At 36.0% G+C, this 16,484-nt stretch carries 7 protein-coding genes, 2 tRNA genes and 3 rRNA genes; 2 read left to right on the top strand and 10 right to left on the bottom strand.

Annotated elements, in window-relative coordinates:
* Nucleotides 1-6 precede the first annotated feature (6 nt).
* The 8 genes from rrf to AJ889_RS02015 all read right to left on the bottom strand — a co-directional run bounded on the left by rrf (nt 7) and on the right by AJ889_RS02015 (nt 10,441).
* A 5S ribosomal RNA gene (gene rrf, locus AJ889_RS02050) occupies nt 7-123 on the bottom strand.
* 235 nt (nt 124-358) lie between these two features.
* Nucleotides 359-3,265, bottom strand: a 23S ribosomal RNA gene (locus AJ889_RS02045).
* Between the two features lie 534 nt (nt 3,266-3,799).
* Nucleotides 3,800-3,876, bottom strand: a tRNA-Ile gene (locus tag AJ889_RS02040).
* 8 nt (nt 3,877-3,884) lie between these two features.
* Nucleotides 3,885-3,960, bottom strand: a tRNA-Ala gene (locus tag AJ889_RS02035).
* Between the two features lie 102 nt (nt 3,961-4,062).
* Nucleotides 4,063-5,575, bottom strand: a 16S ribosomal RNA gene (locus tag AJ889_RS02030).
* The 16S, 23S and 5S rRNA genes sit together here with 2 tRNA genes alongside, the layout of an rRNA operon.
* A gap of 585 nt (nt 5,576-6,160) precedes the next feature.
* Nucleotides 6,161-7,168: a type II asparaginase gene (locus AJ889_RS02025; protein WP_255005614.1), complete on the bottom strand. Its 1,008-nt coding sequence runs from the start codon at nt 7,166-7,168 to the stop codon at nt 6,161-6,163.
* Between the two features lie 83 nt (nt 7,169-7,251).
* Nucleotides 7,252-8,823, bottom strand: a complete 1,572-nt coding sequence (recJ, locus tag AJ889_RS02020; protein WP_032584540.1) for a single-stranded-DNA-specific exonuclease RecJ — start codon at nt 8,821-8,823, stop codon at nt 7,252-7,254.
* Nucleotides 8,810-10,441: a CTP synthase gene (locus AJ889_RS02015; protein ID WP_002934813.1), complete on the bottom strand. Its 1,632-nt coding sequence runs from the start codon at nt 10,439-10,441 to the stop codon at nt 8,810-8,812. Before AJ889_RS02015 ends, recJ begins: the two co-directional genes overlap by 14 nt.
* Before the next feature lie 119 nt (nt 10,442-10,560).
* Here AJ889_RS02015 and thyX point away from each other — a divergent pair, with 119 nt between their 5' ends.
* Nucleotides 10,561-11,184: an FAD-dependent thymidylate synthase gene (gene thyX, locus AJ889_RS02010; RefSeq protein ID WP_002860160.1), complete on the top strand. Its 624-nt coding sequence runs from the start codon at nt 10,561-10,563 to the stop codon at nt 11,182-11,184.
* Nucleotides 11,185-11,303: 119 nt separating this feature from the next.
* On the top strand, nt 11,304-12,689 hold the full coding sequence (locus tag AJ889_RS02005; RefSeq protein ID WP_032584538.1) for a cation:dicarboxylate symporter family transporter: 1,386 nt from the start codon (nt 11,304-11,306) through the stop codon (nt 12,687-12,689).
* 38 nt (nt 12,690-12,727) lie between these two features.
* On the opposite strand, the gene AJ889_RS02000 is transcribed toward AJ889_RS02005, so the two are convergent.
* Together AJ889_RS02000 and purB are read right to left on the bottom strand one after the other, a co-directional pair.
* Complete coding sequence (locus AJ889_RS02000; RefSeq protein ID WP_002859734.1) at nt 12,728-15,097, bottom strand: ribonucleoside-diphosphate reductase subunit alpha; 2,370 nt, start codon at nt 15,095-15,097, stop codon at nt 12,728-12,730.
* Nucleotides 15,098-15,112: 15 nt separating this feature from the next.
* On the bottom strand, nt 15,113-16,441 hold the full coding sequence (purB, locus tag AJ889_RS01995) for an adenylosuccinate lyase (RefSeq protein WP_002857713.1): 1,329 nt from the start codon (nt 16,439-16,441) through the stop codon (nt 15,113-15,115).
* Nucleotides 16,442-16,484: the final 43 nt, after the last annotated feature.

The following is a 16,484-nucleotide window of genomic DNA, read 5'->3' as shown; positions in this document are numbered from 1 at the left end:
TTAACAAGTCCGCAATGAGCTACTTTCCCCCTGCCAGTAAGGCGTAGTATCATCACCCACGATGTGCTTAGCTTCTTGGTTCGGGATGGAGCAAGGCGTTTCCACATCTGTATAATCACGGACATTGTTATTTAAATATTCTTTGAAAAATTGAATTTAAGAATAAAACTTAATCTTTTATTCTCTTTCTTCTTTTCTTATCTTTTATCTTTGATAAGTTTTTATATAGAATACTTAAAAAACAATGTTAAGAGCAAGTTCTAATACAAACTTTACTTGAAAGATTTCTATTAAACTCTAAATATTATCTATATTCAAAGTCTTCTTAAAAACCTTAACAAGGAAGTGATGCTTTATTAAAGATAAGCCAAACGCTCTATTAGTACTGGTCAGCTAAAGGACTTTCATCCATTACACACCCAGCCTATCAAACTAGTAGTCTTCTAGAGAGCTTAGAGAAGATTCATCTTAGAGTTGGCTTCACGCTTAGATGCTTTCAGCGTTTATCCTTTCCAAACTTAGCTACGCTGCGATGCTCTTGGCAGAACAACAGCTACACCAGTGGTTTGTTCAACCCGGTCCTCTCGTACTAGGGTCAAATCTCTTCAATCTTCTTACGCCCACGGCAGATAGGGACCGAACTGTCTCACGACGTTCTGAACCCAGCTCGCGTACCGCTTTAAATGGCGAACAGCCATACCCTTGGGACCTGCTCCAGCCCCAGGATGCGATGAGCCGACATCGAGGTGCCAAACCTCCCCGTCGATGTGAGCTCTTGGGGGAGATCAGCCTGTTATCCCCGGGGTACCTTTTATCCTTTGAGCGATGGCCCTTCCACACAGAACCACCGGATCACTAAGACCGACTTTCGTCTCTGCTTGACTTGTATGTCTTGCAGTTAAGCTGGCTTATACCTTTATACTCTACGAACGATTTCCAACCGTTCTGAGCCAACCTTTGTAAGCCTCCGTTATTATTTGGGAGGCGACCGCCCCAGTCAAACTACCCACCAGACATTGTCCCACTTGAGGATAACTCAAGCTGGTTAGCTACCCAAATAAGAAAGAGTGGTATCTCAACAATGGCTCATATACAACTGGCGTCATATACTCAAAGCCTCCCACCTATCCTGCACATTCTTATCCAAGTAGCAGTGTCAAGCTGTAGTAAAGGTCCACGGGGTCTTTCCGTCTTGCCGCGGGTAGGAGGAATTTTCACCTCCACTACAATTTCACTGGATCCCTCTTTGAGACAGCTCCCATCTCGTTACGCCATTCATGCAGGTCGGTATTTAACCGACAAGGAATTTCGCTACCTTAGGACCGTTATAGTTACGGCCGCCGTTTACTCGGGCTTCGATCAAGAGCTTCGCTAATGCTAACCCCATCAATTAACCTTCGAGCACCGGGCAGGCGTCACACCCTATACATCCTCTTACGAGTTAGCAGAGTGCTGTGTTTTTGGTAAACAGTCGGGAGGGACTCTTTGTTGTAAGTTTCCTTGCTTTCGGAGTAAATCCTAATACAAAGCTAACCACACCTTATACCGAAGATACGGTGCTATTTTGCAGAGTTCCTTAAAGAGAGTTCTTCCACGCGCCTTAGAATACTCATCCCACCCACCTGTGTCGGTTTACGGTACGGGCAACATTAGCTAAACTTAGAAACTTTTCTTGGCTCGACGGCATCAGGGGTTCTTCTATCCATCCGAAGACTTCAAAAAGCCTTTCAGTTCTCGGAGTATTGTTATACGGATTTGCCTGTACAACCTCCTACGACCTTAGACTAGCACTTCCATCCGCTAGCCCCCTTAGCCCTAAGCGTCCTTCCATCGCACACTAATGTTGGTATTGGAATATTAACCAATTTGCCATCGTCTACCCCTTTCGGACTCGACTTAGGACCCGACTAACCCTACGATGACGAGCATCGCGTAGGAAACCTTGGGTTTACGGCGTTAATGATTCTCACATTAATTATCGCTACTCATGCCTGCATGCTCACTTCTATTCGCTCCAGCACTCCTTACCGGTATACCTTCGACGCAAATAGAACGCTCTCCTACCACTTAGTAAACTAAGTCTACAGCTTCGGTACTTACTTTAGCCCCGTTATATTTTCCGCGCAAAATCACTAGACCAGTGAGCTATTACGCTTTCTTTAAAGGATGGCTGCTTCTAAGCCAACCTCCTGGTTGTTTAAGTAACTTCACATCGTTTTCCACTTAAGTAAGATTTAGGGACCTTAGCTGGTAGTCTGGGTTGTTTCCCTCTTGACGACGGATTTTATCACTCGCCGCCTGACTGCTGTGATTACATATAAGGTATTCGGAGTTTGATAGGGTTTGGTACATTGGTGTATGCCCTAGCCCATTCAGTGCTCTACCCCCTTATATTACGACACAACGCTATACCTAAATATATTTCGGAGAGAACCAGCTATCACGAAGTTTGATTGGCCTTTCACCCCTATCCACAAGTCATCCCGGGGCTTTTCAACGCCTATGGGTTCAGTCCTCCACTAGTTCTTACACTAGCTTCAACTTGCTCATGGATAGATCACTTCGTTTCGGGTCTGCAGCATCTGACTAAGCGCCCTATTCAGACTCGCTTTCGCTACGGCTTCGCGTTTGCTTAACCTTGCCAGACACCACAACTCGCAGGCTCATTATGCAAAAGGCAGTCCATCACCCTGTATTGCTACATAGGGCTCTGAATGATTGTAAGCAAATGGTTTCAGGTTCTATTTCACTCTGATCACCTCAGTTCTTTTCACCTTTCCCTCACGGTACTTGTGCACTATCGATCTGGTATTAGTATTTAGGGTTGGATCGTGGTCGACCCGGATTCAGACAGGATTCCTCGTGTCCCGCCCTACTCAGGATACTGCTAGCTAAGGTTTGTTTTTCGCATACGGGACTATCACCCTCTATGGTTATACTTTCCAGAATGTTCTGCTAAACTTACCTCTTGCACATTGCAGTCCTACAACCCCCAGTGCAAGCACTGGGTTTGCCCTCTTGCGCTTTCGCTCGCCGCTACTGACGCAATCTCTATTGATTTCTTTTCCTGAGGGTACTAAGATGTTTCAATTCCCCTCGTTCGCTCCTATATAGGTAATGTATATCTCTATACATTGGGTTGCCCCATTCGGAAATCTACGGATCAAAGCTTCTTGACAGCTCCCCGTAGCTTATCGCAGTCTAGTACGTCCTTCATCGCCTTTACCAGTCAAGGCATCCACCATTCGCTCTTAGTAGCTTACCTTTTTTACCTTTTATTATTGATTCTAAAACGCATCACTTCCTTGTTAAAGTTTTTATGATAAGACTTCTTTATCTTAAGACGGAAAGCATTCAAACACTTAATATAAAACTAAATGATTTAGTCTCAACTAAGCAGTGAGTTTGAAACTTGTCTTTAATTTATAATCCTTAAATCTAATATTCTCTTTATTCATAGAAGAGAAGACAGCTAAAAGTAAGTTAAACTAAAGAAAAGATAAATAGGTTTTATCCTTTAACAAGTCCTGTAAAATTGTTTTTATTAAAACTTGCTTGTGACTCTTAACAATGATAATTAAAAAGAACATTTAGGTTTAAAACCTAAAGGAAGTATATATATTAACATAATCATTATAAATATAAATGCATAATGTATATGCTACTTATATCTATTAAAGTATATTCTTTTATAGTTAAAGATAAAAAATAAATCTAAGTATAGAGTTTATATTTTATATTTAATCTATTTTATATACTTGCTTTAGATTTTAAAGCTTCTTTATTCAAATCTTTTTTATGGTGGGCCTAACAAGACTTGAACTTGTGACCTCACCCTTATCAGGGGTGCACTCTAACCAGCTGAGCTATAGGCCCTTAATAAATGGTGGAGAATAGCGGGATCGAACCGCTGACCTCCTGCGTGCAAAGCAGGCGCTCTCCCAGCTGAGCTAATTCCCCATAAACAATTAGCTTTATCATCAATCTTTGAAATCTAAACAAGAATCAATTGAGTTTATATATTGAAGTAATAGTTGTGAGACTTATTACTTTGTACTCTAGAAAGGAGGTGATCCAACCGCAGGTTCTCCTACGGTTACCTTGTTACGACTTCACCCCAGTCGCTGATTCCACTGTGGACGGTAACTAGTTTAGTATTCCGGCTTCGAGTGAAATCAACTCCCATGGTGTGACGGGCGGTGAGTACAAGACCCGGGAACGTATTCACCGTAGCATGGCTGATCTACGATTACTAGCGATTCCGGCTTCATGCTCTCGAGTTGCAGAGAACAATCCGAACTGGGACATATTTTATAGATTTGCTCCACCTCGCGGTATTGCGTCTCATTGTATATGCCATTGTAGCACGTGTGTCGCCCTGGGCATAAGGGCCATGATGACTTGACGTCGTCCACACCTTCCTCCTCCTTACGAAGGCAGTCTATTTAGAGTGCTCGGCCGAACCGTTAGCAACTAAATACGTGGGTTGCGCTCGTTGCGGGACTTAACCCAACATCTCACGACACGAGCTGACGACAGCCGTGCAGCACCTGTCTCTAAGTTCTAGCAAGCTAGCACCCTCTTATCTCTAAAAGGTTCTTAGGATATCAAGCCCAGGTAAGGTTCTTCGCGTATCTTCGAATTAAACCACATGCTCCACCGCTTGTGCGGGTCCCCGTCTATTCCTTTGAGTTTTAATCTTGCGACCGTACTCCCCAGGCGGTACACTTAATGCGTTAGCTGCATTACTGAGATGACTAGCACCCCAACAACTAGTGTACATCGTTTAGGGCGTGGACTACCAGGGTATCTAATCCTGTTTGCTCCCCACGCTTTCGCGCCTTAGCGTCAGTTGAGTTCCAGCAGATCGCCTTCGCAATGGGTATTCTTGGTGATATCTACGGATTTTACCCCTACACCACCAATTCCATCTGCCTCTCCCTCACTCTAGACTATCAGTTTCCCAAGCAGTTTAATGGTTAAGCCATTAGATTTCACAAGAGACTTGATAATCCGCCTACGCGCCCTTTACGCCCAGTGATTCCGAGTAACGCTTGCACCCTCCGTATTACCGCGGCTGCTGGCACGGAGTTAGCCGGTGCTTATTCCTTAGGTACCGTCAGAATTCTTCCCTAAGAAAAGGAGTTTACGCTCCGAAAAGTGTCATCCTCCACGCGGCGTTGCTGCGTCAGGGTTTCCCCCATTGCGCAATATTCCCTACTGCTGCCTCCCGTAGGAGTCTGGACCGTGTCTCAGTTCCAGTGTGACTGATCATCCTCTCAGACCAGTTAAGCGTCATAGCCTTGGTAAGCCATTACCTTACCAACTAGCTGATACTATATAGTCTCATCCTACACCGAAAAACTTTCCCTACTCAACTTGTGTTAAGCAGGAGTATAGAGTATTAGCAGTCGTTTCCAACTGTTGTCCTCTTGTGTAGGGCAGATTAACTATACCTTACTCACCCGTGCGCCACTAATCCACTTCTAGCAAGCTAGAAGCTTCATCGTTCGACTTGCATGTATTAGGCACGCCGCCAGCGTTCACTCTGAGCCAGGATCAAACTCTCCATAAAAATTATAGATAGTTTAATCTTTTTCTTCAAAGAAAAAGTTATGAAAGATTAAAAGAAAAACTTTTAATCTTTTTAATTATTAGATTGAATAGATTTTACATAATTACTTATGCCTAAATCTTTCTGGCTCAATCGATCACTTATTTAGATTTCAAAGATTGACTAATAAGATTTGAATAACAATACTAAGTTAAAAGAACAAAACAAAAAATCATTTTTAAAAGAAAAGTTTTTAAATTAAAAAACAAGATTTATAAAAAAGCTTTTAGTTTATAAGACAAAAACCAAAAGAGTTAATTTATAAAATCTACTAAGCTAGTGAAACTTTATAATTTAAAAGATTTTAAGTCCTTTTTTCAAAAAAAGGAAATGAAAGTATAACCAATTAAACTTAAAAGGGGATTAAACAAAGGATTAAATAGTATAAATATTTGTGTAAGTATTTATATAAGTATTTGGTGGGTTTAAAAATGGGGGGGGGTTAAATGATAATAAAAAATACAAGATATAATATACTATTAATAGGATTGAAAGGCTTGACTTAGGGAAGATAAGTTCCCTAAGTTTAGAAATATTTAAAAAATTTTAATATTTTAAAAAATACTCTTGAATTTTTTTAGGATCACTTGTTTTTGTAAGTGCTAATATAAGCAAAACTCTTGCTTTTTGAGGATTTAAATCTTCAGCACTAATAAAACCTAATTTTTCATCTGAATCACTCACAGCAACACAACCTGCTACAACCCTTGAACTTACAACAACCTTAAGCCCTTTTTTTAAAAGCTCTTTTAAAACATCTTTTTGATTTTTGTGTATACTTCCTGCTCCACTTCCTGCAACAACTATGCCCTTAGTTCCATGTTCAAATAAAGCTTTTGCAGCGACACCACTACCATCATTTGAATAGCTATAAAGAATATCTACTTTTGGCAAACTTGTGAGTTTGCTTACATCAAAAGGAGCGTTTTTTGTGTGAGCTTTAGTAACATTATTATAGAAAAAGACTTTACCATCTACTATATAACCCAAATCCCCAAAATCAGGAGAAGAGAAAGCATCAACATTTAAACTATGAGTTTTTACTACGCCTCTAGCGCTTAAAATTTTATCATTTATAGCTACCATAACACCCTTATTCTTAGCTTCTTTATTGGCAACTAATGCCACTGCATTATAAAGATTTTTCGGACCATCCGCACTTATAGCAGTTGATGGACGCATAGCGCCAACTAGAACTACGGGCTTATCACTTTTAATGGTTAAATTTAAAAAATAAGCAGTTTCTTCCATAGTATCAGTACCATGAGTTATCACCACACCGTCTATCCCCTCAGCAAAAAGCTTAGCAATTTTTTTAGCAAGCCTTAACCAAATTTCATCACACATATTTGAACTATCAATATTTGCTATTTGCTCCCAACTAATATCTGCTAAATCTCTAATTTGCGGAACTGCTTTAATTAATACATCTATATCAATGGCTCCGGCCGTATATCCTGTTGTAGCAATAGTGCTATCAATGAAGCCTGCTATCGTTCCGCCTGTTCCTAAAATAGCAATCCTTGATTTAGCTTTTTTCATACATACTCCTATAAAAAGACAACATATAAATAATTTTTTAATCTCTTGTATATTAATTTTTTAATGTTATTAATGCAAATTATAAGTAAAAATTTTTATAAAATCTCTTTAACAACAAACTGTGGAGTTACCATTCCCCTAAATTCATTCTTAGAAATACTTCCAAGCAAAGAAATATTTTGATTCAATTCTGGCTCTTTATCAAAATTAAAAAATAAAGCTTCTATGGTTTTATTTTCCTTAGTTAAAACAAGCTTTAAGTGTTTTTCATCTCTACCTAGAAGTTTTTTATTTTTTACACAAAGATTTTCTAAAACAAAAAAAGGTCGTGGATTTTTATGTCCAAAAGGTTCAAAAGATTCTAAAATTTCAAGCATTTCAAAATCAATTTCGCTAGGTTCTAAGATTCCTAAAATTTCATCCGTATCCAAAAATTCACTTTCAGAAATTTGCGAACATTCTTTTTTGATTTTATTTTTAAATTGTTCAAAATTTTCAGAGTTTAAACTGATTCCAGCAGCACCTTTATGACCACCATAATTGCTTAATATAGAATTTGTCTTAGAAATTAAAGCCAAAATATCAATCTTGCCAACACTTCTTGCACTACCTTTTAAGTGTTCTTCATTTTGAGAAAATACAAAAGCAGGTTTATTAAAATGTTTAGCTAAACGACTTGCCACAATCCCTAAAACACCTTCATGCCAATTTAAACCCGATACCACAATACAAGAATCGTTTTCATCGATTTGATTTAAACTATCTTCAAAAAGCTGTTTTTCTTCATCTTTACGACTTTCATTAAAACTAACAATTTGCTCTAGATATTCTAAAGCTTTATTAAAATCTTTAGTGTGTAAAAATTCATAAGAAATACTTGCATCATCCATTCTTCCAGCACTATTTATAAGCGGAGCAATTAAAAATCCTATATTATCAAGAGCAAATTTATCCTTTTGATAATAATGCTTAATAGCCCTAAAAGCAGCCCTTTTAGATTTGTTAATATGATCTATGCCACGCCTTACTAAAGCACGATTTAAATCTCTAAGCTCCATCATATCTGCAATAATTGCAATCGCCAAAAGTTCTAAAAATTTACTCATATCGTATTTAAGCTTGCAAACTTCTTTTAAAGCTGCTATCAAATACCATGCCACTTGAGCTCCACAAATTTCAATTTCTGGAAAATCACAATCTTTTTGCTTTGGATTGATAATGGCAAAAGCATCAGGCAAAACATCTTGAGGCATATGATGATCAGTGATAATCAAATCTATATTTTTTTCTTTACAGAGTTTGGCTGCTTCAAGAGCAGCTATTCCATTATCTACTGTTATTATTAAATTTACATCAAGTTCGTTGATGATCTCAGCATTTAATCCATATCCATCTTTAAAACGATTTGGAATTCTTATAATATAATCAAAACCTATATCATCGAAAAATTCTGCCATAATAACACAAGAAATGATTCCATCAACATCATAATCTCCTACTATGGCGACTTTCTCATTTTTTTCTACAGCTTCTTTGATGCGATTAGCTGCTTTATATGCATCCTTTAAACAGCATGGCAAAGGCAGATCACAAAGTTTGGTATGCAAATCTTTTTCAAAGCGTGAAGCCAAAATTTTTTTAATTTCATTTTTATTAATTATCTTCATAGTTTATAGCTGCCTTGATAAAACTGCAAATCACAGGATTAACATGCTCAAGTCTTGATGTAAATTCTGGATGAAACTGCACAGCCAAGAAAAAAGGATGACAGTTAAGCTCAACTGCTTCAATCAATCCTTTGCTTTCACCACTTACAATCAAACCGTGTTTTTCAAAATCTGCTCTATATTTTGGATTTGCTTCATAGCGATGACGATGGCGTTCTTTTACACTCTTTACTTCATTATAAACCTTAGCCAAAAGGGATTTTTCCTTGATATCACATTTATAAGCCCCTAAACGCATAGTTCCACCTAAAGGAGTTTTTGCAGTACGAATTTGTTTTTCTCCATTTGTATCCATAAATTCATCAATCAAATAAACCACAGGATTTTGGCATTTTTCATTAAATTCACTTGAATTTGCATCTTTAAGTTTTAATACATTTCTAGCAAATTCCACCAAAGCAAGCTGCATACCTAAACAAATTCCTAAAAAAGGAATTTTATTTTCTCTTGCGTATTGAATGGCTTTTATCTTACCTTCTACACCACGATATCCAAATCCCCCAGCAACCAAAATTCCACTCACATCTTTAAATACTTCAGAACTTTCCATATTTTCAAGTTTTTCACTATCTACCCATTTTAACTCCACTTTAGTATCTAGGGCTGCACCTGCGTGTATAATAGCTTCAGTAAGGCTTTTATAACTTTCTTTTAAATCCACATATTTGCCTACAAAAGCGATTTTAACTTCATTGCTTGGAGCTATAACTCTTTTTACCAAAGAGTCCCAATTTTCCATATTAGGTTTTAAATTTTTCAAATCCAAAATTTCAGCAATAGGGCTTAAAATATCTTGCTTTAAAAAATTAAGTGGAATTTGATAAATACTAGCCGCATCAACACTTTCTATCGCGCAATTTTTTTCCACCCCGCAAGAAATAGCAATTTTATCTTTTAAATCTCTATCAAGAGCTTTTTCACTACGACAAATAATCATATCAGGACTAATGCCTATGCGCCTTAACTCGCCTACACTATGTTGAGTTGGCTTTGTTTTTAATTCCCCTGCAGCCTTAATAAAAGGTACTAGAGTAAGATGAATATTCATAGCATTATTTTTACCCACTTCCAAACGCAAAGCACGAATAGCTTCTAAAAAAGGCAAGCCTTCTATATCCCCAACAGTTCCGCCTATTTCAACGATAAGTATATCTTTGCCTTCTCCTGCTTTTTTAATGCGATCTTTGATTTCTCCTACTATATGAGGGATAACTTGAATGGTTTTGCCAAGATATTCTCCACGCCTTTCTTTTTCAATCACACTTTGATAAACCCGTCCTGTAGTGAAGTTATTATCTTGAGATAAACTCTCATCCAAAAAACGCTCATAATGCCCCAAATCAAGATCCGTTTCTGCTCCATCATCAGTTACAAAAACCTCTCCATGCTCAAAAGGACTCATAGTGCCTGGATCAACATTGATATAAGGATCAGCTTTTAAAATACTCACTTTAAGCCCTGAATTTTTTAAAAGTGTTGCGATAGAAGCAGCGGCTATCCCTTTACCCAAAGAACTTAAAACTCCACCTGTTACAAAAATATATTTTGTTTGTTTCATTGATAATAAGCCTTATTTTTTTATCTAATTATAGCTTGATAAAACTTTTTATTTCATTAGAATTTTAAGTAAAAAATGCAAGAATTACAAAAAATATTTTTATCAAAAAAGGAATAAGCATGCAAATCACTTTACTTTTTCACACTCCATTATCTGTTTGTTCTCATGCAACAAGAACTTGTTGGCAAAGCTTTGAAAAAGGCGATTGCGGTGGCGAAAAAGATAAAGAACTTATCGATCGCGTGGGCAACAAATTCAAACACGCTTCAACCTTAGAACATCTAAACTATACTTTTTATATACAAGGAATTTCAAGAGCTTGCTTACAAGAAGTCGCAAGACACCGTCACACTAGTCCTAGTGTAAAAAGCACGCGTTATACCTTAAAAGAACTTCGCAATGAAGGTGAGTTTAAAATAGGAGATTTTGAAAATGCAAGCCGTTATCTTGTGCTTTGCGGTAATGAAGAGGTTGATAACGCAAGCATTAAAGCCTTAGAAAATTTACGCACTATTTTACAAAAAAGCATTAGTCTAGATATAGCCAAATACTGCTTACCAGAAAGCTATAAAACCGAACTTACACTAACGATTAATGCAAGAAGTTTACAAAATTTCATTTCTTTGCGTAGTTCAAAATCAGCTCTTTGGGAGATTAGAAATTTAGCAAATGCTTTATTTGAAGCCTTACCACAAGAACACAAATTTATATTTGAACATTGCCTACATAAAGATATAGAATAAATCATACTAATTTTATCTTATTTAAAATATTTTTATGTTACCATTTATAAAATCAAGCTTTATGCAAGTATATTTTCATATACCTTGTGCTTGATTATAGTTTCTTATAAGGACTTTTTATGGATAAACAATTTTTTCAAGATTTTCTAATGCTTTCACAAGCTCATACTATAGCTACTCTTACTATGCTTTGTGTTGTTTTTTACGCATTAAAAAAAATGCGGGATATAAAAATCAATTTTTCTCTTCGCATGCTATTTGCGCTTTTAATGGGTTTGGGGTTTGGTTTTGTTTTGCAATATTTGGCAAATTTTCCAGATGCTGAAGAAGCAAGTAATATTCTTTGGTATAGTGAAACAAAACATTGGTTTGCATTTGTAAGTTCTGTTTTTGTAGCTTTTATAAAAATGCTAGTTGTTCCTCTTGTAAGCATTTGCATTATAAAAGTAATTATAGAAATTGATAAAAATATCAAAATATCCTCCTTGCTTGGAATAAGTCTTTTTTGGATACTCTTTAGCACAGCCATAGCTGCAACCTTGGGTATATTTTTAGGTTATAGTTTTGATTTAGGAAGTAATTTTGCCATACATGAAGGAGATAAACAAATTCGCGAAATTCAAACTTTTTCAAATATTATACTAGGGCTAATACCTAGCAACATCATTACAGCTATTAATAAAGAAAATATTATAGCTATTGTCATTTTTTCCTTTTTTATAGGAATTAGTGCTAAAAAAATTTCTAAAAAAGAAGAGTGTGAACAAGCCTTTAAAAGTTTTCATAATTTTATCCTAACCTTTTATAATATTATGATGAACATGACTGCTACAGTGATTAGATTTATGCCTTATGCTGTAGTTTGTATGATGGCTAATGTGCTTTTAAGCAATGGTTTTGAAGCTATCAAAACAGCTGGACTTTTTATAATGCTTATTTATATAGCTATGTTAATAATGTTCGGGGTGCATTTTTTACTTCTTGCTTCACAAGGGCTAAACCCTATAAAATATGCAAAAAAAGCATTTCCTGTATGGTTATTTGCATTTAGCTCAAGATCTTCTTTGAGCACTTTGCCTATGACTACTTCAACTTTGCAAAATAAATTTGGAGTTAATTCAGCTATAGCTAATTTTGTAGCATCTATAGGTACAACAACAGGACTTAATGGTTGTGCAGGATATTTTCCAGCTTTAGCGGCAGTTTTTGTAGCTTTTGCTACACATACACATATTGATTTTACATTTGCTTTAATGATAGTTTTGGTAGCTGTTATTGGATCCTTGGGTATAGCTGGAGTACCTGGAAGTGCAACTATGGCAGCTTCTATTATGCTAGCAGGGATTGGATTTGGTAATAATTTTGTCATGTTAAGTTTGATTTTAGCTATAGATCCTATTATAGATATGGCAAGAACAGCAAGTAATGTCTCAGGAGCTATGACTTCGGCACTTTGTACTGCAAAAAATCTAAAAGCCCTAGATAAAGAAATTTACAATTCTTAATCTCTTAAAACCCAATATTTTTCATTGGGTTTTAGTATTTATTGGCAACCTTCACATTCTATGCTACGATCTGCAACATTGACTTTTTCACTATCAGGGCTTTCGCTTCTTAGATAATAAGTAGATTTTACTCCAAGCTCCCAAGCGAGTTGATAAATTTCATTTAAATATCCCCCACTTGCTTTATCAAGCGATAAAAAGATATTTAAACTCTGCCCTTGATCGATCCATTTACCACGCACAGCAGCAGCCTTTACAAGAATTTTTTGATCAAGTTCGTAGGCTGGAGTATAGTATTGCCAAGTATCAAGGCTTAAATTTGGCACAACAACAGGTATCATACCACTTAAATTTTGTTCAAACCACTTTCTTTTGTAAACAGGTTCTATAGTCTGCGTAGTACCCACCAAAATAGAAATAGAAGAAGTAGGTGCAATGGCCATCAAATAACCATTTCTCATACCATCTTTTTTAACTTTTTCTCTAAGTTTAACCCAGTCGCATTCACTTTGATCAAATAAGCCCTCTCTTAAAGTTAAAGCTTTAGCCTTAGGACTTGCTACATCAATAGGAAAAATCCCCTTGCTCCAATTTGATCCTTCAAAATCCTCATAAGAACCTTTTTCAAGAGCTAAATTTGAACTCGCATTAATAGCCTCAAAGCTAATTTGTTCCATAATCTCATCGATTTTATTTAAATGCTCATCGCTTCCCCAATAAATCTTAGCTTCAGCAAGCATTTGTGCCTCACCCATGACTCCAAGACCTATGGCGCGAGATTTTAAATTTGTATCTTTTACTTTTCTATGAGGATAAAAATTTAAATCTATCACATTATCAAGCATACGAATAGCCGTTGGCACAACACGCTCTATATCTTCTTTAGTATATACTTTGCTAAGATTTATACTTGCTAGATTACAAACGGCTGTTTTTCCATCATTTTTATATTTTTCTACTATATAAACTTTATTACCATCAATACTATCTAAAGTTGAGATTTTTTTGGCTGGTTTTTCATATCCCCCATCGATCGCAACTTTTTGTTCTTCATCAAAATGAAGTTCATCTCCATTTTCAAAAACTACTTTAATTTGATAATAATTTGGCTCGGTATTTTGAAAAATTTCAGTACATAAATTTGAACTTCTAATAATTCCTACATGAGCATTTGGATTTGCTCTATTAGCACTATCCTTAAAACATAAAAATGGCAAGCCTGTTTCAAAATAATTTAGCAAAATTTTCTTCCAAAGCTCTTTAGCTTCTACGATTTCTTTGGTAATGCTTTCATCTTTTTCATATTCTTCATAGCGTTTTTCAAAAGCCTCGCCATATAAATCACATAAATCTGCTGTATCTGCAGGATCAAAAAGAGTCCATTTATCATTAGCTCTTACTCTCTTCATAAAAAGATCATTGATCCATAAAGCAGGGAAAAGTTCATGGGCACGGCGTCTTTCTTCACCTGAATTTTTACGCAAATCAATAAAATCACTTATATCCATGTGCCAAGGTTCTATATAAACAGCTATAGCTCCTTTTCTGGTTCCTAGCTGATCTACTGCCACGGCAATATCATTAGTAATTTTCAAGAAAGGTATAATCCCTCCTGCGGCATTTTTATGCCCATCTATGCTTCCACCCATAGCACGCACTTTAGACCAATCCCAACCTATACCGCCACCAAATTTAGAAAGCAAAGCCATTTCTTGGTAAGAATCAAAAATACCTTCAATATTATCAGGGGTTGATCCTATATAACAAGAACTAAGCTGATGGCGCGTTGTTCTTGCATTAGATAAAGTCGGAGTTGCAAGCATGAGTTCAAATTTAGAAATTAAATCATAAAATTTCTTCGCCCATTCTTGAGGATTAAATTCATTCTGCGCTAAAAACATCGCAATGGCCATAAACATTTGTTGAGGAAGTTCTATAGGCATACCTTTACTATCTTTAATCAAGTATCTATCATATAAAGTTTTAATACCAAGATAAGTAAATTGCATATCGCGTTCAGGTTTAATATAAGCATTTAAATCATCTAAATCGTATTTTTCTTTAAGACCAAGTAAGATTCTTCCTTCTTTTTCGCCCTTTTCAAAATACTCACGCAAATGATTATAGCGATTCATACCATTAACTTTTTTATATAAATCAAATAAAAAAAGTCTAGCTGCAACAAAGGTCCAATTTGGACAATCAATATCTATCTTATCTACTGCAGTTTTAATTAAAGTTTTTTGAATTTCTTCAGTTGAAATTCCATCACGAAATTGAATCTTTGCATCGAGTTCAAGTTCGCTTAAATTCACACCTTCTAAATCTTTTACAGCATCAGAGGTGCATTTTTTGATCTTAGAAACATCCAATTCTTCTGTACGACCATTTCTTTTAATAACTTTCATTGCCTTCCTTGCTTTTTATTTAAATGTTCTTTTAAAAATTACATCAACATTTTTTGTATAGTAGTTATAATCGAAACATTTTCTTACATCCTCTTCGCTCAAACTTTTTCTTAAATCTTCATCGCTTAAAAGCGCTAACAAAAACAAACTTTCATTTTTTTCATTGATAGCAGCCTTACCATTTTGCAAATCTGCCCAAACTTTCATAGCGTTTCTTTGAACTATTTTATAAGCTTCTTCACGACTAATGCCTTTAAATGGAAGCTCTAAAAGCACCCTCCCTGAAAATACAAGCCCGCCTGTAAGATTTAAATTTTTCATCATATTTTCAGGATAAACTAAAAGCTTATCAATCAAATTTGTAAGACGCATAAGCATAAAATCAGCCGTGATAAAAGCATCAGGCAAAATAAATCTTTCAACACTAGAATGAGATATATCTCTTTCATGCCAAAGTGCAACATTTTCTAAAGCTGGAGTTACAAAAGATCTAAGCACACGACAAAGCCCTGTGATATTTTCACTTAAAACAGGATTTCTTTTATGTGGCATAGCTGAACTTCCTTTTTGTCCTACACTAAAATACTCTTCAGCCTCATAAACTTCAGTTCTTTGAAAATGTCTTATCGCTACAGCGATTTGCTCACAACTTGAAGCTAAAATTGCAATAGCAGAAATAACTTGAGCATAACGATCTCTTTGGATCACTTGATTTGAAACAGGGGCAGCTTTAAGACCTAAATTTTTACAAACTTCTTCTTCAAATTCTAAAGGAGCATGAGCAAAATTTCCCATTGCACCACTGATTTTTCCATAGCTTATCACTTCTTTTGCATGTTCTAAAAGCTCTTTTGCATGCAAAATTTCATCATACCAAATAGCTAACACTAAACCAAAAGTGATAGGCTCTCCATGAATTCCATGACTTCTTCCTACCATTAAGGTATTTTTATGCTCCAAAGCACGCTTTTTGATCACTTCTAAAAGCAAAGAAACATCTTCTAAAATAAGCTCCAAACTCTCTTTTATCTGTAAAGCAACAGCCGTATCTATACAATCAGAACTTGTCATTGCATAATGCACAAAACGACTCTCTTCTCCCAAACTTTCACTTACACTTGTAAGAAAAGCGATAACATCGTGTTTTGTGGTTTTTTCTATTTCGTCTATTCTTGCAATATCAAATTTTGCATTTTTAAGAATTTTTTCGCAGTCTGTGTCATTAATGAGACCGAGTTTATTCCAAGCTTTTACAGCGGCTAATTCTACTTTTAACCACGCATCGTATTTTGCTTGCATGTCCCATTTTTTAGCCATGATTTCTCTGCTATATCTTTCAACCATCTTTGAAACCTTTTTAGCTATAATTTTATATTTTAAAAAACAG

It is taken from the genome of Campylobacter sp. BCW_6468, from assembly GCF_001762865.1.
GTDB classification, from domain to species: domain Bacteria; phylum Campylobacterota; class Campylobacteria; order Campylobacterales; family Campylobacteraceae; genus Campylobacter_D; species Campylobacter_D jejuni.
This window is presented reverse-complemented; position numbering and strand designations above follow the sequence as displayed.

What these genes read in the sequence shown, in the direction of transcription:
- recJ (WP_032584540.1), bottom strand. Translation starts at nt 8,823, where the DNA reads ATGAAGATAATTAATAAAAATGAAATTAAAAAAATTTTGGCTTCACGC.
- AJ889_RS02015 (WP_002934813.1), bottom strand. Translation starts at nt 10,441, where the DNA reads ATGAAACAAACAAAATATATTTTTGTAACAGGTGGAGTTTTAAGTTCT.
- thyX (WP_002860160.1), top strand. Translation starts at nt 10,561, where the DNA reads ATGCAAATCACTTTACTTTTTCACACTCCATTATCTGTTTGTTCTCAT.
- AJ889_RS02005 (WP_032584538.1), top strand. Translation starts at nt 11,304, where the DNA reads ATGGATAAACAATTTTTTCAAGATTTTCTAATGCTTTCACAAGCTCAT.
- AJ889_RS02000 (WP_002859734.1), bottom strand. Translation starts at nt 15,097, where the DNA reads ATGAAAGTTATTAAAAGAAATGGTCGTACAGAAGAATTGGATGTTTCT.
- purB (WP_002857713.1), bottom strand. Translation starts at nt 16,441, where the DNA reads ATGGTTGAAAGATATAGCAGAGAAATCATGGCTAAAAAATGGGACATG.